Below are 20648 nucleotides of genomic sequence, written 5' to 3'. Positions count from 1 at the left end.
GAAAGTGATCAGCCGGCGCGGAAAGCACCCGGCGTCACGCCGGTCCTCGCCTTGAAATGACGGGTGAAATGCGCCTGGTCGGCGAAGCCGCAATGATACGCCGTATCGGCGGCCGACCAACCGAGCCGCAGCAGGCTGCGTGCCTCGCGCACGCGCTTGTCAGTGAGAAAAGCATGCGGGGTGATGTGGAACTCCCTGCGGAACGCGCGGATCAGATGCGCGCGGCTGAGGCCCGCCACCTTGGCAAGCTCGTCGAGGCCGATGTCGCGCGCGTAGTTCTCGATCAGATAGTCGCGCGCGCGACGAACGGCAGAGCTCTCACGCGACCGGACGGGAACGATAATCGCACTTCCGTGCCGCTGGAAAAGCGTGGCCAGGAAGCTGAACATGCTTTCGTCCGCCTCCAGAGCTCCCGCCTTACCTTCAAGGGTACGGTGTGCTCGATGGAAGGCATCGGCAAGTTCCGGATCCGTCAGCCGTTGTCGGGAAAAGGAGGGCGTTCCACGGAAAGCGCGGCCCGTGACATCCTCGAGAACGTCGACGAAAAGTTCCATCGAGGGATAGATCATGCGATAGCGGTAGCCGTCAGCGCCGGGATGCCCGTCATGCACCTCGTCGGGGTTGATGAGATAGAAATCGCCCGGCCCCGTCTGGGATCGCTCGCCCTTGATCGTGCTGATCTGCGAGCCGGCCTCGATGGCGCCGATGCTGAACGTGTCGTGCGCGTGCGGCGCGAATTCATGGGTGATGAAAGTGGCGCTCAGGCACTCCATCCCATTGAAGCGTGGATCCCGCCAGAATCGCGTCCGCTCGGCACCTTTGAGCGGCATGGCCTCGGTGGCCTCTTCCTGAGAAATCGTATGCATCGATCAATCCTAGCGCCGCCGGGCCTGGACGTCTTGTACAAAAGTGCTCGCCCGTCCGCACATTCAGTCCGCCTCGGCGAAGCCGATTTGCCGCCATCGACGCATGCCTGTAAAAGCTCAAGCCACCACCCTACAGCGCCGCGCGTTTGATTGAACGCGCAAAGGTCGCTGTAGCACTTTGAAATGCTGTATGTCTTTGTCCTTGAATCGAAGTCGATTAAAGGAGACATGCAGTAGGAGAGCCCGCCTCATGCACAGCCCAGAATTCATCGCTGCCTCCAACCGGCTCACCATCGACCTTGCCGCGCTCGCCGACAACTGGCGGTCCATGGACGAGCGCTCGGGCAATGCCCGCGCTGCCGCCGTCCTAAAGGCCGACGCCTACGGGATCGGTGTCTTCGAGGCGGCGCCGGTGCTCTATGCCGCCGGAGCGCGTGATTTCTTCGTCGCCAGCGTCGAGGAAGGCGTCGAGCTTCGCCCGCTGCTGCCGGACGCTCGGATCTATATCCTTGGGGGCATGTGGCCGGGCAATGAGGAGCTCTTCTTCGCCAACGACCTCGTGCCGGTCGTCAACTCGGCGGAGCAGCTTGCCGCCTTCATGGCCGCGCTTTCAGAACGGGGCGACTATCCTTGCGTGCTGCATGTCGACACCGGCATGAACCGCCTCGGCCTCTGCGTGGAGGAAGCTCTCGCGCTTGCCCACGACCCGGCGAGGCCCGCAAGCTTCTCGCCGGTGCTCGTTATGAGCCATCTCGCCTGTGCCGACGACCCGAAACATCCGATGAATTTCTACCAGCTTCAGCGCTTCCGCGAGGTGACGGCGGCCTTCGAGGGCATCCCCGCGAGTCTCGCCAATTCGGGCGGCGTTTTCCTCGGCGCGGACTATCATTTCGATCTTACACGCCCCGGAATCGCCGTTTATGGCGGCGAGGCGGTGAACGGCGTCCCCAATCCGATGAAGCCGGTCGTAACTGCGGAAGCGCGCATTCTGCAGATCCGGGCTGTCCCCTCAGGCGGCACGGCAAGCTACGGCGCTTCGGCGCGCTTTGCCCGCGACAGCCGTATCGCCACGGTCGCGATCGGCTATGCCGACGGCTATCACCGTTCGCTTTCGGGCGGCGGCGTCACGCTCCGGCAGGTGATGCCGTCGGGCGCCTACGGCTTCCTGCATGGGCAGAGAGTGCCGCATGTCGGCCGGGTGACGATGGATTTAAGCCTCTTCGACGTCACGGACTTGCCGGAAAGCGCCGTTCGCGCCGGCGACTATATCGAGCTCTTCGGCCGCAACGTTGCGATCGACGACGTGTCTCGTGCCGGCGGCACGATCGGCTACGAACTGCTGACGAGCCTTGGTCGGCGCTACTGCCGTGCGTATATCGGCGGCAACTGAGTCAGACCGCTGTTGAAAACCGTCCTTTACAGCGCCGCGCGGCTTTCAGACGCGCAAAGGTCGCTGTAGCTCTTTGACTCCGCTCATCGAGCTTTCCGAAAGTCATGTAGGATTTTCGGGCCGATGCGCTAAGGCGGCATTTCGGGTCATTATGTGACCGCCGAAAGTGATTCTCGGGCGAAGACGCTCCGCCCACCTTCCCGTCTGCCGAAAGCGAGTTCATATGGCGAAAGCCCGCACCCAGTTCATCTGCCAGAATTGCGGCACCGTCCACTCCCGCTGGGCGGGCAAGTGCGACGGCTGCGGCGAATGGAACACGATCATCGAGGAAGACCCGACGGGCGGCATCGGCGGCGGTCCCGCACGCGCACCGAAGAAGGGTCGTCCCGTGGCGCTGACGACGCTTTCCGGCGAGATCGAGGATGCGCCGCGGATCGAATCGGGAATTTCCGAGCTCGACCGCGTGACCGGCGGCGGCTTTGTGCGCGGCTCTGCGCTGCTCGTCGGCGGCGATCCCGGAATCGGCAAATCGACGGTGCTGATGCAGGCCGCGGCGGCCCTTTCCCGCCGCAAGCATCGGGTGATCTATGTCTCGGGTGAAGAGGCGGTAGCCCAGGTGCGGCTGCGCGCCCAGCGGCTCGGGGCCGCCGACAGTGACGTGCTGCTTGCGGCCGAGACCAATGTCGAGGATATTCTGGCGACGCTTTCCGAAGGCAAACGGCCCGACCTCGTCATCATCGATTCGATCCAGACGCTCTGGAGCGATACGGTCGATTCCGCTCCCGGTACGGTGACGCAGGTGCGCACCGGCGTGCAGGCGATGATCCGTTTCGCCAAGCAGACCGGCACCGCGATCGTGCTCGTCGGCCATGTCACCAAGGAAGGCCAGATCGCCGGTCCGCGCGTCGTCGAGCACATGGTCGACGCGGTGCTTTATTTCGAAGGCGATCGCGGCCATCACTACCGTATCTTGCGAACCGTCAAGAACCGCTTCGGCGCGACGGACGAAATTGGCGTATTCGAGATGTCGGATAGTGGTTTGCGCGAAGTCGCCAATCCGTCGGAGCTCTTTCTCGGGGAGCGCAATGAGAAGTCGCCGGGTGCCGCCGTGTTTGCCGGCATGGAAGGAACCCGGCCTCTGCTCGTCGAAGTACAGGCTCTGGTGGCTCCGACCTCGCTCGGCACGCCGCGGCGCGCAGTGATCGGCTGGGATTCGGCACGGCTCTCCATGATCCTAGCCGTGCTCGAGGCCCATTGCGGCGTACGGCTCGGCCAGCACGACGTCTATCTGAATGTCGCGGGTGGCTATCGCATTTCCGAGCCCGCGGCCGACCTCGCTGTCGCTTCCGCGCTGGTTTCGTCACTTGCCGGGCTTGCCCTTCCGGCTGATTGCGTCTATTTCGGCGAAATCAGCTTGTCGGGTGCCGTCCGGCCGGTTGCGCATACCGCTCAACGTCTCAAGGAAGCCGAAAAACTCGGTTTCTCCCGGGCCGTATTGCCGTCTGCATCGACCGACCTGCCGAAGAACGGCAATGGCCGGTTAAGCGAGATGGAAACCCTGCCGGATCTCGTGGCGCAGATCGCCGGATCGCGGCGCGTTCTGCAGCAGGCGGAGGAGGCGGATTGAGACATAGGCCCGCGATCGGCGGTGGATAAATGTCTCGGGCGCATGCGCGGGCGTCCGGAGGCAGATAAGCTTTGTATGACCCGCTTGGAGACGGGGTCGGAGTAAGGACAATATGCCCATCACAATTCTCGACGGTATCGTTCTCGGCGTCGCTCTGTTTTCGGCCATCCTCGCGATGGTCCGCGGTTTCTCGCGCGAAGTTCTGTCGGTCGCGAGTTGGATCGGCGCGGCCGCCGCCGCGTATTTTCTCTACCGGTACCTGCTCCCCTATGCGAAGCAATATACCGACAATGATACGGTGGCGCTGATCGGTTCGGCCGCCGTCATCTTCCTGGTGGCGCTGATCGTGATTTCCTTTATCACGATGCGGATCGCCGATTTCATCATCGACAGCCGCATCGGCGCCCTCGACCGCACGCTTGGCTTTCTCTTCGGAGCGGCGCGCGGCATTCTGCTGGTCGTCGTCGCCATGCTGTTCTTCAACTGGCTGGTCTCGCCCCAGCAGCAGCCGATCTGGGTCACGCAAGCAAAATCGAAGCCGTTGCTCGACAATCTCGGCAACAGGCTGGTGGCACTGCTGCCAGAAGAAGCGGACGCCACCATTCTCAACCGTTTGCGCGGCCGTGATACGACTGGCGAAGGAGAGAGCGAAAACCCGCCCGCCGCCAACGAACAGGCGCCGAGCGATGGCGCTCCGGCGACGAACGGCTGATGAAGGAAGACGTTTGCAAACAAAGCCCGCGGTGCGGGCTTTGTCTATTTGAAATGAGCTCGCAAGGCTTTTCGGCTAAGATTGCTTGACGACTGGCGGAGCGATCACGATATGCGCACGGCGCGGAGCAAGGGCAGACTGCGATGACCGATCTCAGATCCAGTGAAATCCACGACGAATTCGATGGCGATACGCTGCACGAAGAGTGCGGCGTTTTCGGCATTCTCGGCCATGCCGATGCGGCGACGCTGACCGCACTGGGACTGCACGCGCTCCAGCACCGGGGCCAGGAAGCGGCGGGTATCGTCACCTTCGACGGCAAGCAGTTCTACACAGAAAAGCGCATGGGTCTCGTCGGCGACCACTATACCGATCCGGCGACGCTGGCGAAGCTGCCGGGCTTTATCTCCATCGGGCATACGCGCTACTCGACGACGGGCGAAGTGGCGCTGCGCAACGTTCAGCCGCTCTTCGCCGAACTCGAAGTTGGCGGCATCGCCATCGCCCACAACGGCAACTTCACCAATGGCCTGACTCTCCGCCGCCAACTGATCGCCGACGGCGCAATCTGTCAGTCGACCTCGGACACGGAAGTCGTCCTTCATCTCATAGCCCGCTCCAAGCAAGCCTCCTCCTCCGATCGCTTCATCGACGCCATTCGCCAGATGGAAGGCGGCTATTCCATGCTGGCGATGACGCGAACCAAGCTGATCGCCGCGCGCGACCCGATCGGCATCCGGCCCCTCGTGATGGGCGAACTCGACGGCAAGCCGATCTTCTGTTCGGAAACTTGCGCGCTCGACATCATCGGCGCCAGGTACATCCGCGATGTCGAGAACGGCGAAGTGGTCATTTGCGAGATCCAGCCGGACGGCTCGATCTCGATCGATGCGCGTAAGCCCGAATCGCCGCGGCCTGAACGGCTCTGCCTCTTTGAGTACGTCTATTTCGCGCGTCCGGATTCAGTCGTCGGTGGCCGCAGCGTCTATGTGGCGCGCAAGAACATGGGCATCAATCTCGCCAAGGATGCGCCTGTCGAAGCCGACGTCGTCGTTCCCGTGCCCGATGGCGGCACTCCCGCCGCACTCGGCTACGCGCAGCAGAGCGGCATTCCCTTCGAATACGGCATCATCCGAAACCACTATGTCGGACGGACGTTCATCGAGCCGACGCAGCAGATCCGGGCCTTCGGCGTCAAGCTGAAGCATTCGGCCAACCGGGCAATGATCAAGGACAAGCGCGTGGTTCTCGTCGACGATTCCATCGTGCGCGGCACGACCTCGGTCAAGATCGTGCAGATGATCCGCGACGCCGGGGCGCGGGAAGTGCATGTGCGCGTCGCGAGCCCGATGATTTTCCATCCGGACTTCTACGGCATCGACACGCCGGACCGCGACAAGCTGCTTGCCAACCAGCACGCCGATCTCGCCTCCATGTGCCGATATATCGGCGCTGATTCGCTCGAGTTCCTCTCGATCGACGGCCTTTACCGCGCCGTCGGCGGCACGTCGCGCGACCCGCAAGCGCCGCAGTTCACCGATCACTATTTCACCGGTGATTACCCCACCCGCCTACTCGACCAGGAAGGCGCGAGCAACGTCCGCAAGCTCTCGGTTCTTGCCAGCAACGGATAACAAGACAACAAAAAATGACGCCCAATCTGAAAGACCGGATCGCCGTCGTCACCGGCGCATCGCGCGGCATCGGCTACTTCACCGCCCTCGAGCTCGCCAAGGCCGGCGCGCATGTTATCGCTTGCGCCCGCACCGTCGGCGGACTGGAAGAGCTTGACGACGCCATCAAGGACGTTGGCGGCTCGGCCACGCTTGTTCCCTTCGACCTTGCGGACATGGCCGCTATCGACAAGCTTGGCGGCGCCATCAACGAGCGCTGGGGCAAGCTGGACATTTTGGTCGCTAACGCCGGCGTGCTCGGGACGACTTCGCCGATCGGCCACGTGGAGGCAAAAGTCTTCGAAAAGGTGATGACGATCAACGTCACCGCGACCTGGCGACTGATCCGCTCCCTCGAGCCGCTACTCGTGCGCTCCGATGCGGGTCGCGCCCTGCTTCTCTCGTCAAGCGCCGCACACAAATGCAGGCCCTTCTGGGCCCCCTACTCCGCCTCGAAAGCCGCCGTCGAGGCGCTGGCGCGAACCTGGGCGCATGAAACACAGCGTCTGCCGCTGCGCATCCTGAGCGTCGATCCAGGCGCGACCCGCACCGCCATGCGGGCGCAGATGATGCCGGGCGAGGATCCATCGACGGTGCCGCACCCTTCCGAGGTCGCCGCCGCGCTGATGCCGCTCTTCGGTCCCGAGCAGACGGAAACTGGCAAGCTCTTCATCGTTCGTGAGAAGAAGATCGTCGATTACCGCAGGCCGGAATAGGACTTTTCGACGACAGCTTGTAGGTTCGAATAAGTGGAAGATGGCCCCTCTCCTCGGGTTTAACCGGTTTAACCCGAGGACTGACCCAATCCCTGCGCGCGGGGAGAGGGTACTGAGACGCTGCGGCAAGTCCCTTCTCCCCGCCTATTCAGTATCCCCTGGAAGCCCATCGCCCCCTTGCGGTACCGTCCAGTCGCCATATTTGCGCTGCCAGGCGCGCGCGCCGAAGGGCAGGCTGATCAGGTAGGCCAGCGCGGTCACCACCATGGTTTCCCAGGTATAGGTCATCAGCGTCGCAACATAGAGGACGACGACGAGGATGACCGGAAGCACGAGATCGCGACGCACACGGCTGGTTTCCGACTTGCCGGACCAGACCGGCAAGCGGCTGACCAGCAGGAAGGCGATCAGAACGGTATAGGCTGACGCGATCAGGGCAAACACCCGCTCGGGCGCGAATCCGAGCAGGCCGATATAGACCGGCAGGAGCACGAGTATGGCGCCCGCCGGCGCCGGAACGCCGACGAAATATTCGGACTGCCAGGAGGCTTTCACCTGACGCTCGGCCATGACGTTGAAACGGGCGAGTCGCAGTCCGGTCGCAATGGCGTAGATGAGGGCCGCGATCCAGCCGATCGAGCGTGCCTGATCGAGCAGGAAAACATAAAGGACAAGTGCCGGAGCCACACCGAAGTTGATGATATCGGCAAGTGAATCCATCTGGCCGCCGAAATTCGACGTCGCCTTGAGCAGGCGTGCCACGCGTCCATCGATGCCGTCCAGGAACGCCGCCAGCAAGACCATGCCAACCGCCAGCTCGAAACGATTCTCGAAGGCGAGACGAATGCCGGATAGGCCGGCGCAGATCGCCAGAACCGTGATCATGTTGGGGATCATCAGGCGCAGCGGTATTTCGCGCAGCCGCGGCCCGCGCGCCTTGTCATGGGTGCCGCTCGCGTCGGCGTCCGATGCCGGCACACCCGCCGCCTTGTCCATCCGGGGCTCTTCCATCCGGGGCTCTTCCATGACCACTCCTTATGCGCGACGGCTGATGACGGGCCCCTTTTCCGAGCCGAATTCGGCAAGCACCGTTTCCCCAGCAACGGCCGTCTGGCCGACGCTGACGCGCGGCGCGGCACCCTCGGGCAGAAAGACGTCGAGCCGAGAACCGAACCGGATCAGACCGAAACGCTCGCCCGCTTCCAGTGCAGCGTCCTCCCGCGTCCAGCAGAGGATGCGGCGCGCGACCAGACCAGCGATCTGGACGACCCCGATCGCGCCATGGTTCGTTTCGATGACAAGGCCGTTGCGCTCGTTATCGTGGCTTGCCTTGTCGAGTTCCGCATTGAGGAAGCTGCCGGCCCGATAGGCGATGCGCCGAACCGTACCGCCCATCGGCGCACGATTCACATGACAGTCGAACACATTCATGAACACGGAGATGCGCAGCATCGGTTCAGAACCGAGACCCAATTCCTCCGGCGGCGTCACACGGGCGATCGCCGACACGCGCCCGTCGGCCGGACTGATGACGAGGTCTTCGTCGATCGGCGTCATGCGCTCGGGGTCACGGAAGAAATAGGCGCACCAGGCGGTCAGCAGGAAGCCGATCCACATCAAGGGCTCCCACAGGAGGCCAAGCACCAGTGAAACGGCGAAGAAGATCGCGATGAAGCGATAGCCTTCCCTGTGCACCGGAACGAGCGTGTTGCGCACTGTGTCGACCAAGTTCATGAAATCTACTCCAGATTTTACGCCGAACGTCACCTCCGGCGCCAAGCGTCTCGTCAGACGCGCCAAGGTCGCCGTAGCACGTTGAATTGCCGCATGTCTTTGTCCTTAAACCGAATTCGATTCAAGGAGACATGCAGTAGCGCGAATTGGACGGCCCGGCAACGCCTGGACGCCGACCCGGGCTGCAACCGGTACTCTTCAGAGGGCGGGCACGCCGCGGTCGACGATGCCGAGATCGTCGCTTTCGCGCACCCGCTTCAACTGCTCCTCCGCCTGCGTCGCCTCGCGCTGGCGGCTCCACATCGAAGCATAAAGGCCGTCGCGATCGATGAGTTCCCCATGCGTGCCACGCTCGGCAATGACCCCGTCCTTCAGTACGATGATCTCGTCGGCATTGATGACGGTCGACAGGCGGTGGGCGATGACGAGGGTCGTGCGATTGCGTGAGATCACGTCGAGAGCCGCCTGGATTTCCTGTTCCGTCTTCGTGTCGAGCGCCGATGTCGCTTCGTCGAGAATCAGGATCGGCGGCGCCTTCAGGATTGTTCGGGCGATGGCGACGCGCTGCTTCTCTCCGCCCGAGAGCTTCAGCCCGCGCTCGCCGACCATTGCGCTGTAGCCCTCCGGCAGGCCGCGGATGAAATCGGCGATCTGTGCGGCTTCGGCGGCCGCTGCAACCTCGGCATCGGAAGCGCTCACCCGGCCATAGCGGATATTGTAGGCGATCGTGTCGTTGAAGAGCACCGTGTCCTGCGGCACCATGCCGATGACGGCGCGCAGGCTCTTCTGGGTGACATCGCGCACGTCCTGGTCATCGATGGTGATCGATCCCCGCTGCACATCGTAGAAGCGGTAGAGAAGCCGAGAAAGGGTGGATTTGCCGGCGCCGGACGGACCGACGACAGCGACCGTCTTGCCGGCGGGCACTTCGAAGGATATCCCCTTCAGGATCGGCCGTGCCGGATCATAGGCGAAATGCACGTCGCGAAAGGCGATCCCTCCGCGCTCGATCTTGAGATCGGTCGCACTCGGCCGATCGACGACTTCCGGACATACGTCCAGGAGGTCGAACATGTGTTCGATATCGGTGAGGCCCTGGCGGATTTCGCGATAGACAAAGCCGATGAAGTTCAAGGGAATGGCGAGCTGGATGAGCATCGCATTCACGAAGACGAAGTCGCCGATCGTCTGTTCGCCGCGCTGAACGGCCAGCGCCGTCATCGTCATCATGACCGCTGTGCCGCCACCGAAGATCAGCGCCTGTCCGAAGTTCAGCCAGCCAAGCGAGGTCCAGACCTGGGTCGCGGCCCGTTCATAGCGCGCCATCGAGCGGTCGAAGCGCTTGGCCTCCATTTCCTCGTTGCCGAAATACTTGACCGTCTCAAAGTTCAGGAGCGAGTCTATCGCCTTGGTGTTTGCGTCCGTATCACTGTCGTTCATCGAACGACGGATGGCGATGCGCCAATCGCTGGCTCGCACGGTGAACCAGATATAGAGCCAGACGGTAACGGCGGTAACGAGGAGATAGCTGAAGCCATAGCCCCACCAGAAGATCACCGCCGTCAGCAGGAACTCGATAAGCGTCGGCACGCTGTTCAGAATCGTGAAACGGACGATCGTCTCGATGCCCTTGGTACCGCGTTCTATGATGCGCGATAGCCCGCCGGTGCGCCGCTCGAGGTGGAAGCGCAGCGACAGCTGATGCATGTGCACAAAGGTTCGGTAGGCAAGCTGCCGAACGGCGTGCTGGCCGACACTGGCGAAAAGCGCGTCGCGCAGCTGATTAAGACCGCTCTGCAACAGACGCGCGAGGTTATAGGCGAGCACCAGCATGACGGCGCCGGTGAGGAATTGCGGCAGGAAAGCCAGATCATCCGGTCTGTCATTGAGCGCATCCGTGGCCCATTTGAAGAAGTAGGGCACGAGGATGAGGACGACCTTGGCAACCACGAGAATCACCGTCGCCCAAACGACCCTGAGCTTCAGGTCAAAACGGTCGGCCGGCCACATATAGGGCCAGAGATTCGCGATCGTCGACAAGGGGTTGCTGGTGTCGGCGGAAACCGTTTTCGTCTGAGTGCTGGATGCCACGTTTCAGTCCGCTTCCGATGCTCTTGATGGTCATCGTTTTCCGGGCGCTCAAAGGGCCATCGCAAACCCCTATCTCGTCCGGCTCAATGAAAAGCGGCGTCTTTGAGGACGCCGCCTTTGCTTCACAGATAGGTCAGCTCTCCCTAAGCCGCAATGGAAGCGCGGCCGGAAGCGCGATTATTCCTCGTGTCGCATGTGCTTGCGATGGATCTCCCGCGATTCCACATCGGAAAGCGCCTCGTGGGGCACGCCAAAAACCTGGCCCGGTTGAATGAGGTCGGGATTTTCGATCTGCTCACGGTTGGCGAGATAGATCGTCGTGTAGCGAACGCCCGCCCCGTAGACGCGCCTCGAAATCTCCCAAAGCGTATCGCCGCGGCGAATGATCACGGAAGACTTGCTTTCCTGGAGCGGCGCCTGCTGGATCGTCGCCGGCTGCTCATCCGCAGTGGCCGGCGCGGCCGCCGCCATCTGCTTGGTCTCGATGTCGGACTTGGCTGCGGTTTCTTCCGCTTCCTCGACCTTTGGCTGCTCGACAGCGCTCATGGTTTCCGGTTGCGTTGCCATCACGGGCTTGTCTGAAGCGAGGGCCACCGCGACACTCGCCGGTCGCGGCAATGCGGGGCCGATCACGCCATCCACCTTGTCCAGGGCGGCAACTACGCTTGCGGGATCCTGCGGCGCAGACTTCAGGACCGACAATGCCTTGCCGGCCGCCTTGGAGGCGTCATTCGCCGCCGCGACCACCGCCGGCGCGGAATTGTCGGCGGGTTTGAATTCCGCAAGCGACTGAAGGGCGAACTCGGTGGCCGATCGTGCTGCCGCCAGCTGTTCGGCCGTCGGCTGTTTGCCGTCGGCGAAGAGGCCTTTCAACAAAGCGAGCGCCTTGCCTGCTTCCGTCTTCAGCCCGTCAAGCCCCGTGGCGGCGGCGTCAGCCGGCGTAGCGGCAATCGCCGCGACCTGCACGCCCTCGGGCCGATCGAAGGGCACCGACGCACGCATGGCTACCTTGGTGGCGTCGTCGTTCATCATATCGGCCCGGATGATATGGCTGCCGACCGCGAGATCAATCGTACCATCGACGACGAATTGCCCCTTTCCATCGGCCCTCATCTCTCCGAACAGCGAGTCGTCGGCATAGATTCGCACCAGCGCCCCCGGCCTTGCATTGCCGGCGACGAACATGGTCTTTCCTTCGATCTCCACGGCCGTCACCTGCAGCCCCGGCACCGCATTGGGCGTGTCCGGCGTTGCCGGGGCCGCAGCAGTATCCGCCTGTGCGACTGGTGCAGCGGCCGACTGCGCCGGCTCGTCCTCGGCTTTCGGCGTGGTGATCAGCCGACTCGCCTCGCCCGGTCGGGACACCATCGCCAACAATTGGCCGCCCGGTTCCTTCGGAACGGAAATGGTCGCAACCTCGTCCGACGTCCTGCTTGCACCACCCGCGCCGACACTCCTGAGCGTCAGCTGGTGATCGCCGGCCGGCAGAGGCTTGTCGAACACGGCCGCAAAATCCCCTCCTGCACTGACGTCCGCCGTGCCGAGAACCGTATCACCACTTAGAATCTCGAGCTTTGTACCCGGTTCAGCGCGACCGGCGATCACCGTCGACCCGTCGGGCTCGACGCGAAGGACGTCGAATCCGGGTACGGTCCAGTCCTTGGCCGCATCCGCATCGGAGGCGGCGACCTGCGCCCCGTTGGCAGGAGCGGTTTCCGCCGTTGCCAGCGCCGGCTCACCCGATACTCCGCCGGCCGTGGATTGTGCGGCCTCTTCCGTCGTCTCGTCGTTCAGGTTCGGCTGGACTACGAAAACCATCAGCGCAGTCGCAATCGCCAGCACGCTAAGGGCCACCCAGCTGGCTTTGTTCTTTATCATGCCACTCTCCACAGCAGCAGAGCATCATGCTCCGCGCATCCCCATTGCAGGCCTACGGTCGCCAAGCTTTTGCCGCATTATAGCGCAACGGCGACCCGTCCGTCGGAATTCTTCAGTGTATCGCTGAAATTGCTAACGTTTCCTATGGCTCGGCACAAGCGCCGAGTGTGCAGGCGCACATCCGCGGAGAGGCTTTTTCCCTCATTTTCCTTGACCCATGCTGCGCTGCAATGTCACTTGGCGGCATGAGCAAGGAAGCTACCACGATTCGATCCGTCTGCGTTTATTGCGGCTCACAGCCCGGACGTGATCCCGACCACATGCTGGCTGGACGCCTTCTCGGCAAGTCCATCGCGTCGCATGGCCTGCAGCTTGTCTATGGTGGCGGCACGCGAGGCATCATGGGCGCGGTTGCAAGCGGTGTGCTCTCGGCGGGCGGCCACGTCACCGGCATCATTCCCGAGTTTCTGATGGACAAGGAAGCGACTCGCCATTCGTTGGGGCAGCTCAACGAGCTCATCGTCACGGCCGATATGCACGAGCGCAAGCACAAGATGTTCGAGCGTGCCGATGCCTTCGTCGCGCTGCCCGGCGGGATCGGTACGCTGGAAGAGATCGTCGAGATCATGACCTGGGCGCAACTCGGCCGGCACCGCAAGCCGATGGTGTTCGGAAATATCAATGGATTCTGGACGCCGCTGCTGGAGCTCCTGCAGCATATGCGCGACGAAGGCTTCGTCCACACGGCCCATCTCGTTCAACCACTCGTTATCGACAAGGCCGAGGAGATCGTTCCCGGCATTCTCGGCGTAGCGACTTCAAAAGGCAGCGAGGGTGAGAGCGGGATCATCTCCAAGCTCTGAACTTTCGAGGGAAAGGGGCCGAAGATCGCGGCCCCGACATCGGCTCATTCGGCCGGCGTCGGCCGCGCCGCTCGGCGCGCCCTGCTTTCGGCCAGCATCGCGCCTGAATAGAGGAACAGCGCCGCCCAGATCAAAATGAATGCGACGAGCTTCATGGCTCCGAAGGGCTCGTTGAAGACGAAGACTGCGATCAGGAAGATCATCGTCGGGGCGATATATTGCATGATGCCGATGGTCGAGAGCCTGAGCAGCTTGGCGCCGTTGGCATAGATCATCAACGGCACGGCCGTAACCAGACCGCAAGCGAGAAGCAAAAGGACATCGGTCATTCCGGTATCGCCGAAATGCCCCTCACCCGTTGCCTCGAGCCAGACGACGTAGCCAAGCGCGGGGACGCTCAGGAGAAGCACTTCCAGGAAAAAGGCCTGGTTCGGTCCGATCGGCAGCGTCTTGCGGAAAAAAGCGTAGAAGCCCCACGAGAAGCAAAGTCCGATCGACACCCAGGGAAGACCGCCGGCGTCGAGGGCAAGCACGGCAACCGCCAGTGCGGCAAGCGCGATCGCCACCATCTGCGCCGCGTTCGGCCGCTCCTTGAGCAGCACCGCGCCGAGAAAGATGGAGAAGAGCGGGTTGATATAATAGCCGAGCGCCGTCTCGATCGCCCGGCCGGCACCGATCGCCCAGACATAGATGCCCCAGTTCACCGTGATGAGCGCGGCCGTCAAGGTCGCCATTTTCAGCATGCGCGGAGAGCTGAGCGCCGCCTTGAGCTCCTGTGTGCGGCCGAGCCACACAAGCACGAGCCCCGCGAGCGGCACCGACCAGACGATGCGATGGGCGACGACCTCGGGCGCCGGGATATGCGCCACCGCCTTCATGAAAAACGGCAGAAAACCCCAAAGAAGATATGCCGCCAGCGCGAAGGCGAATCCTCGTGCGGAATCGGTATTGTCGGCGGGCGGTTTCGCGTTCGGCTCGGCCATGGTCGTGGTCCTGAAAACGGCGCCGGAGTCATGCGAGGGCACGCAATCACTCCGGCAAAAATCACGGCTCGTCCCACGGACCGCCGTTCCTCGAGCGTCCTACTCCAACGAATGGTGATGCACCAATTCATTTCCGTGAAGCGAAGCGTGAGTGTTGCTGAAGGTTGCGACAGGAATTGCCGCCATACCCTTTGAAGTTCGAACGGTCCTACTCCGCCGCCACCAGTCCGACCTGGTCGCGGTTCTTAAGCAGCTTGTAGACGATGCTGTCCATCAGCGCTTGGAAGGAGGCATCGATGATGTTGTCGGATACGCCGACCGTCCACCAGCGCGCGCCGGTCCGGTCCGTCGACTCGATCAGCACCCGGGTGACGGCCTCGGTGCCGCCATTGAGGATGCGCACCTTGTAATCAGCGAGTTCCAGGTCGGCGATTTCCGATTGGTACTTGCCGAGGTCCTTGCGCAGCGCGAGGTCGAGCGCGTTGACCGGACCATGGCCCTCGGCGACCGACATCATCGTCTCGCCGTCGACGATCACCCTGGCCACGGCTTCCGAGACGGTCTTCAGATTGCCATTCGCATCGAAGCGACGCTCGACCATCACGCGGAAGCTCTCCACATGAAAGAAATCCGGCACCGTACCTAAGATGCGGTTGGCGAGCAGCGTGAAACTCGCATCCGCGCCCTCGTAGGCATAGCCCGTCGCCTCGCGCTCCTTGACGATCGAAATCAATTTGTCGAGGCGCGGATCGTCCTTGCCGACCGTGATGCCGCGGCGCTTCAGCGCATTGATGAAATTTGCCTTGCCGCCCTGGTCCGAGACCATGACCTTGCGCAGGTTGCCGACGCTTTCCGGCGCGACATGCTCGTAGGTGCGCGGGTCCTTCAGAAGAGCCGAGGCATGAATGCCGGCCTTGGTGGCGAATGCCGAAGCGCCGACATAGGGCGCCTGCGGATCCGGCGAGCGATTGAGGAGTTCGTCGAAGGCATGGGCAAGCTCAGTCAGTTCCTGCAGCCTCTCGGCGTCGATGCCTGTCTCAAAACACCCCGAATAGGTCTCCTTGAGCCCCAGCGTCGCAATCAGCGTCACGAGGTTGGCGTTGCCGCACCGCTCGCCGATTCCGTTCAGCGTTCCCTGGATCTGGCGCACGCCAGCCTCGACGGCGGCGAGCGAATTCGCCACCGCCTGTCCGGTGTCGTTGTGGGCATGGATACCGAGCCTTGCACCCGGCACGCCCGCCGCAATCATCGCCGAGACGATCTCGCGGACTTCGGAGGGCTGGGTGCCGCCATTGGTGTCGCAGAGCACCACCCAGCGTGCGCCCGCCTGGAGCGCAGCTCTTGCGCAGGCGGTGGCATAGGCCGGGTTTGCCTTGTAGCCATCGAAGAAATGCTCGCAGTCGACCATCGCCTCGCGGCCGGAGGCGACGACTGCCTCCACCGAGGCGCGGATGCTCTCGAGATTTTCGTCCTCGGTGCAGCCGAGCGCCACCGAGACATGGTAATCCCAACTCTTGGCGACGAGGCAGATCGCGTCGCTCGCGGCGGCGAGCAGCGCGTTGAGGCCGGGATCATTTGAGGCCGAGACGCCCGCACGCTTGGTCATGCCAAAGGCGACGAAAGAAGCCTGCGCCGTGCGTTTGCGCTTGAAGAATTCCGTGTCCGTCGGATTGGCGCCCGGATAGCCGCCTTCGACATAGTCGACGCCGAATTCATCAAGCATCGCCGCGATCGCAATCTTGTCCTCGACGGAAAAGTCGATGCCGGGCGTCTGCTGCCCGTCTCGAAGCGTCGTGTCGAAGAGATAGATGCGTTCCCTGGTCATGGCTTGGTTCCAAATGCAAAGTCTACAAAAGGCGCGGCGACTTCCGCGTCATTCGGTTTTGCCGGCGAACTTGTCGGTCGAGCGAATCAGGCGATCGAGAATGCCGGGCTCCGAATAGGCGTGGCCTGCGCCCTCGATGAGGTGGAATTCGGCCGCGGGCCACGCCTTGTGCAATCGCCAGGCATATCTGGCCGGGCACGGCATGTCGTAGCGGCCGTGCACGATCACGCCCGGGATACCATGGAGCTTGTGCGCGTCGCGCAGCAATTGCCCCTCCTCGAGCCAGCCGGCATTGACGAAGAAATGGTTCTCGATGCGGGCGAAGGCGTCGGCGAATTCCTCTTCCTCGAAGCGGTTGCTGGTCTCTGGCTCCGGTAGGAGCGTGATCGTCTCGCCCTCCCAGAGGCTCCAGGCCTTTGCTGCTGCGATCCGCGTCGCGCGGTCCTCGCTCGTCAGCCGCCGATTATAGGCCCGCATCATCGCGTGGCGCTCTTCCGGCGGGATCGGCGCGACGAAACGCTCCCACTTGTCCGGGAACATTTCCGACACGCCGAACTGATAATACCAATCGAGCTCGGCTCTGGTGAGCATGTAGATGCCACGAAGGACCAGCTCGGAGACGCGCTCCGGATGGGTTTCGGCGTAAGCGAGCGCCAGCGTCGATCCCCAGGAGCCGCCGAAGACCAGCCACTTCTCGACACCGGCCAATTCCCTCAGCCGCTCGATATCGGTGACCAGATGCCAGGTCGTATTCGCCTCCAGTTCGGCGTGCGGCATCGACTTGCCGCAGCCGCGCTGGTCGAAGAGCAAGACGTCATAGAGCTCCGGATCGAAGAGACGGCGGTGGCTCGGCGAGATCGTGCCGCCGGGGCCGCCATGCAGGAAGACCGCCGACTTGGCGCCGGGCGTGCCGACCCGCTCCCAATAGACGAGATGTCCGTCGCCCACGTCCAGGTGACCGGAAGCATAGGGCTCGATTTCCGGATAGAGATTACGCAGATCAGCACTCACTGAAACTCTTCCTCGGGTGGCCAGTGGATGGTGTCGAAATCGGGATGCTGGCGGTTGGATTCCAGGACGGCGAGATGGCGCGCCGCGGCCGCATCGCTGCCGTCGTCGGTCTCCTTTTCACGCAGGGCCGGCAAGTGCGAAAACCACAGCATGCGCGACTCGACACCGGATTGGTAAATCGGCTGCACGTCGTCCGGATCGTCGAGGGAGCCGAGCGTGATGTTCAGGAAGTTCTCGTTCGGCATGTCATAGAAAAGCGGAGTACCGCATGCGCGGCAGAACCCGCGCCGCACGAGGTCCGATGACCTGAACCAAGCTGGCTCGCCGCGCGTGATCCGGAAATCCTCGCGCGCGATATTGGCGAGCGGCAGGAAATAGTTTCCGGCCGCCTTCTGGCACATGCGGCAATGACAGATATGCGCATCCTCAAGCGTACCCTCGGCGCGATAGCGCACCGCGCCGCATTGGCAACCGCCCGTGAAGATGCGCCGGATTATCATGCCCAGACTCCCGCCGGCGGCCATTGCTCGGTCTCATGGTCCGGATGCTGGAACGAGATGATCTGCTCCTGTCGCGCATAGTAATCCGGATCTTCATGAACCGGCTGGTCGAAAATGGTCTCGACCCAAGGCAGCCTCGCCTGGAAGTTGACCTGGATGCGCGGCGAAAGATCGGAGCGGTCGTCGAAGGCGCCGATCGCAATTTCGAGCCCGCCGGGATGCCGATAGGTCAGCGGCGTGCCGCATTTCGGGCAGAAGCCGCGATCGATATTGACGGACGACTGAAAGTAGCTCGGTTCGTCACGGGTCCATTCGACGCCGTCCTTCGGCGCCGTCACCAGGGCCGAGAAGAACGAGCCGAACTGCTTCTGGCACATGCGGCAGTGGCAGATCGACGGACGTCCAAGCGCGCCGCGGGTGCGGAAGCGAACGGCGCCGCATTGGCACCCCCCTGTTCTGACGGTCTCGCTCATCATCTCTCCTTCCGTGGCCAGGTTTCGGTGTCATGGTCCGGGTGCTGATAGGACACGAGATCGGCGAGGAAGGATGCCGAATCCCGGTCGGCCATCGTCTCCTCGCCGGGAAGTTCCGGCACGCGATCGACATAAGGCAACTTCGCCTCCACGCCCCATTGAATCGCCGGCGCGATGCCTTCCGGCCTGTCGAAAGCCGCGATCGCCAGCGCCATCCTGTCCGGCGCCTCATAGGTGAGCGGCGTCCCACAATCTCCACAGAAGCCACGCCACACGTGGTTCGAGGACTGGAAGCGCTTGCGCTCGCCACGCGTCCAGACAAGCCTTGCACCGCGAACGGAGACGAGCGGCAGGTAGAAGTTGCCGCTCGCCTTCTGGCACATGCGGCAATGGCAGACCGAGGCGTCGCCGAGCTTGCCTTCCACGCGAAAGCGGACCGCACCGCATTGGCATCCGCCGCTATGGATATCGTCAGCCATGTGGTCCTCCTCTTGCCTCGCGCACCGGCGGTCCTTGCCGTCGCGCCGGTCAGGGCTGCGAGCGTTTCACTTCCCAGGTCGTCACCCGTTCGCCCGTTTCCGGATCCTTGCCGTCCTTGAGCTGGATGCCCCGCCCCTGCAGATCGGCGCGGATCGCATCGGCCTCGGCATAGTTCTTCGCCTTTAGAAGTTCGAGGCGCACGCGCACGCGGGCGTCGATCTCGTGCACGACCGCCTCGTCGAGTTCGATCTCCTTCGGCACGACGCCGATCAGGGCGGCGCTCGCGGCAAAGGCGCCGAGATATTGCGCATCGGCCGACGCCTTTTGAGCCAGCGCATGCAGCGCCTGGATCGCTGCAACCGTATTGAGGTCGTCCGCAAGAGCCGCCACCACCTGGCGGTCCGGCTCCCCAGCCGCATCGCCCGGTACCGGCCATTTCGAGAGCAGATGCTCGGCCTCCTCTAGCCGCTTGATCGAGAAGTCGATCGGCTCGCGATAATGCGTCATCAGCATGGCGAGCCTGAGGACCTCGCCCGGCCATTGCCGGCCGCCGAATTTCTCCGTGTGCAGGAGCTCGTAGATGGTGATGAAATTGCCTTCCGACTTCGACATCTTGCGGCCTTCGACCTGCAGGAAGCCGTTATGCATCCACACATTCGCCATCACTTCGGTGCCGTGGGCGCAACGCGACTGAGCAATCTCGTTCTCGTGGTGCGGAAAGATCAGATCGATGCCGCCGCCATGAATATCGAACACCTCGCCAAGATAGCGTCCACTCATCGCCGAGCACTCGATGTGCCAGCCGGGCCGGCCCCGCCCCCAGGGACTTTCCCAGCCCGGCTCATGCTCCTCCGAGAGCTTCCAGAGCACGAAGTCCCCCGGATTTCGCTTGTGGGCCTCGACGGCGACGCGGGCGCCTGCCTGCTGTTCCTCGAGGTTGCGCTTGGAAAGCTGCCCGTAATCGGCCATCGACGTGGTGTCGAACAACACCTCGCCTTCGGCCTCGTAGGCATGGCCCTTCGCAATGAGCTTCTCGATGATCTCGATCATCTGGGCGATGTTTTCGGTGGCGCGCGGCTGCACGGTCGGGTCGAGGCAGCCGAGCACCGCGGCGTCTTCCAGGAACTGCTTCTCGGTCGATTCCGTGACGCGGCGGATAGCCTCGTTCAGCGGAAGGCCGGAATAGTCGCGCAACGCCCGTGCATTGATCTTGTCGTCGACGTCGGTGATGTTGCGCGCATAGGTGACCTGGCTTTCGCCGTAGATATGACGCAGCAGCCGGAAAACCACGTCGAAGACGATGATCGGCCGCGCATTGCCGATATGGGCATAGTCGTAGACCGTCGGTCCGCAGACATACATGCGGACGTTTTGAGGGTCGATCGGCCGGAAATCGGCCTTCTCCCGCGTCAGCGTGTTGTACAGCTTCAAAACCGGCATTCCGCCCATCCCAAATCTCCAAGCCTGCATGCAACCGTTGCAACAGCGCGTCCGGGGCGGCCCGCACGTTTTGTCATCTTGGAATTGTGGAGACGAAAACGGCCAGGCCAGCGGGGCGCTAGCGAATAATTTTCCGGCAAATTATGCAGATAACCGTCTTCATGGCGCCCCTTATCGCGCGTCGCTCCGCCCCGGTCAAGAGGCGAGCCGCATGCAAGCGAAAGTCGTCGTCGTCGATGCCCATGGCCACGGATCTGTCATGTTTTGGCTTATCCGAAAGCGCCACGCGGGAAAGCGATTCGTGAGGCATGGTTGTGCGCCGTATCCTGTTTCCCAAGGAAATGAAAAGTGACGCGGCTTTCGGCACAAATGCGAAAGCGAAGCGT

18 protein-coding genes are annotated in these 20648 nt (G+C 62.7%); 6 read left to right on the top strand and 12 right to left on the bottom strand.

Annotation, left to right across the window (positions count from 1 at the left end; genetic code table 11):
* Window positions 1–8: 8 nt before the first annotated feature.
* The gene (locus AC4P1R_RS03645) at window positions 9–866 is read right to left on the bottom strand and encodes an AraC family transcriptional regulator (protein WP_069460592.1); all 858 of its coding nucleotides are present in this window, start codon (window positions 864–866) and stop codon (window positions 9–11) included.
* A 250-nt stretch (window positions 867–1116) separates the two neighbouring features.
* Between AC4P1R_RS03645 and alr the strand changes: the two genes are divergently transcribed.
* The 5 genes from alr to AC4P1R_RS03620 all read left to right on the top strand — a co-directional run bounded on the left by alr (window position 1117) and on the right by AC4P1R_RS03620 (window position 6984).
* Entirely contained in the window at window positions 1117–2256 is a 1140-nt protein-coding gene (gene alr / locus AC4P1R_RS03640; protein WP_492177445.1) for an alanine racemase, read from the top strand.
* Window positions 2257–2479: 223 nt separating this feature from the next.
* Window positions 2480–3883: a DNA repair protein RadA gene (gene radA, locus AC4P1R_RS03635; protein WP_069460590.1), complete on the top strand. Its 1404-nt coding sequence runs from the start codon at window positions 2480–2482 to the stop codon at window positions 3881–3883.
* 112 nt (window positions 3884–3995) lie between these two features.
* Window positions 3996–4595 (top strand): CvpA family protein, encoded by a 600-nt coding sequence (locus AC4P1R_RS03630; RefSeq protein ID WP_069460589.1) that lies wholly within the window; start codon window positions 3996–3998, stop codon window positions 4593–4595.
* Window positions 4596–4738: 143 nt separating this feature from the next.
* Complete coding sequence (gene purF / locus AC4P1R_RS03625; protein WP_069460588.1) at window positions 4739–6229, top strand: amidophosphoribosyltransferase; 1491 nt, start codon at window positions 4739–4741, stop codon at window positions 6227–6229.
* A 14-nt stretch (window positions 6230–6243) separates the two neighbouring features.
* A complete protein-coding gene (locus tag AC4P1R_RS03620) occupies window positions 6244–6984 on the top strand; it encodes an SDR family NAD(P)-dependent oxidoreductase (RefSeq protein WP_069460587.1) in 741 nt (246 codons plus the stop codon).
* Window positions 6985–7128: 144 nt separating this feature from the next.
* On the opposite strand, the gene AC4P1R_RS03615 is transcribed toward AC4P1R_RS03620, so the two are convergent.
* The 4 genes from AC4P1R_RS03615 to AC4P1R_RS03600 form a co-directional block, all read right to left on the bottom strand.
* Window positions 7129–7980, bottom strand: a complete 852-nt coding sequence (locus tag AC4P1R_RS03615) for a CDP-alcohol phosphatidyltransferase family protein (protein ID WP_225192498.1) — start codon at window positions 7978–7980, stop codon at window positions 7129–7131.
* 39 nt (window positions 7981–8019) lie between these two features.
* Window positions 8020–8718 (bottom strand): phosphatidylserine decarboxylase, encoded by a 699-nt coding sequence (locus AC4P1R_RS03610; RefSeq protein ID WP_492177442.1) that lies wholly within the window; start codon window positions 8716–8718, stop codon window positions 8020–8022.
* 198 nt (window positions 8719–8916) lie between these two features.
* Window positions 8917–10809, bottom strand: coding sequence for an ABCB family ABC transporter ATP-binding protein/permease (locus tag AC4P1R_RS03605; RefSeq protein WP_069460584.1), 1893 nt, complete (start codon window positions 10807–10809; stop codon window positions 8917–8919).
* Window positions 10810–10986: 177 nt separating this feature from the next.
* Window positions 10987–12687, bottom strand: a complete 1701-nt coding sequence (locus AC4P1R_RS03600) for a LysM peptidoglycan-binding domain-containing protein (protein WP_225192487.1) — start codon at window positions 12685–12687, stop codon at window positions 10987–10989.
* A 245-nt stretch (window positions 12688–12932) separates the two neighbouring features.
* Here AC4P1R_RS03600 and AC4P1R_RS03595 point away from each other — a divergent pair, with 245 nt between their 5' ends.
* Window positions 12933–13550, top strand: coding sequence for an LOG family protein (locus tag AC4P1R_RS03595; RefSeq protein ID WP_225192488.1), 618 nt, complete (start codon window positions 12933–12935; stop codon window positions 13548–13550).
* A 44-nt stretch (window positions 13551–13594) separates the two neighbouring features.
* Here AC4P1R_RS03595 and rarD read toward each other — a convergent pair whose 3' ends face one another.
* The 7 genes from rarD to cysS all read right to left on the bottom strand — a co-directional run bounded on the left by rarD (window position 13595) and on the right by cysS (window position 20271).
* Window positions 13595–14533, bottom strand: a complete 939-nt coding sequence (gene rarD / locus AC4P1R_RS03590) for an EamA family transporter RarD (RefSeq protein WP_492177719.1) — start codon at window positions 14531–14533, stop codon at window positions 13595–13597.
* 208 nt (window positions 14534–14741) lie between these two features.
* A complete protein-coding gene (cimA, locus tag AC4P1R_RS03585) occupies window positions 14742–16358 on the bottom strand; it encodes a citramalate synthase (RefSeq protein WP_069460581.1) in 1617 nt (538 codons plus the stop codon).
* Between the two features lie 48 nt (window positions 16359–16406).
* Window positions 16407–17369, bottom strand: coding sequence for a prolyl aminopeptidase (pip, locus tag AC4P1R_RS03580; protein ID WP_492177439.1), 963 nt, complete (start codon window positions 17367–17369; stop codon window positions 16407–16409).
* Window positions 17366–17866, bottom strand: a complete 501-nt coding sequence (locus AC4P1R_RS03575; RefSeq protein ID WP_225192499.1) for a GFA family protein — start codon at window positions 17864–17866, stop codon at window positions 17366–17368. The genes pip and AC4P1R_RS03575 overlap by 4 nt, the downstream gene beginning before the upstream one ends.
* Window positions 17866–18342, bottom strand: coding sequence for a GFA family protein (locus tag AC4P1R_RS03570; protein WP_069460579.1), 477 nt, complete (start codon window positions 18340–18342; stop codon window positions 17866–17868). Before AC4P1R_RS03570 ends, AC4P1R_RS03575 begins: the two co-directional genes overlap by 1 nt.
* Window positions 18342–18821: a GFA family protein gene (locus AC4P1R_RS03565; RefSeq protein ID WP_492177438.1), complete on the bottom strand. Its 480-nt coding sequence runs from the start codon at window positions 18819–18821 to the stop codon at window positions 18342–18344. Before AC4P1R_RS03565 ends, AC4P1R_RS03570 begins: the two co-directional genes overlap by 1 nt.
* Before the next feature lie 49 nt (window positions 18822–18870).
* Entirely contained in the window at window positions 18871–20271 is a 1401-nt protein-coding gene (gene cysS, locus AC4P1R_RS03560; RefSeq protein ID WP_492177437.1) for a cysteine--tRNA ligase, read from the bottom strand.
* Between the last annotated feature and the right edge of the window lie 377 nt (window positions 20272–20648).

The organism is Sinorhizobium sp. Y406 (genome assembly GCF_058732025.1).
This window is presented reverse-complemented; position numbering and strand designations above follow the sequence as displayed.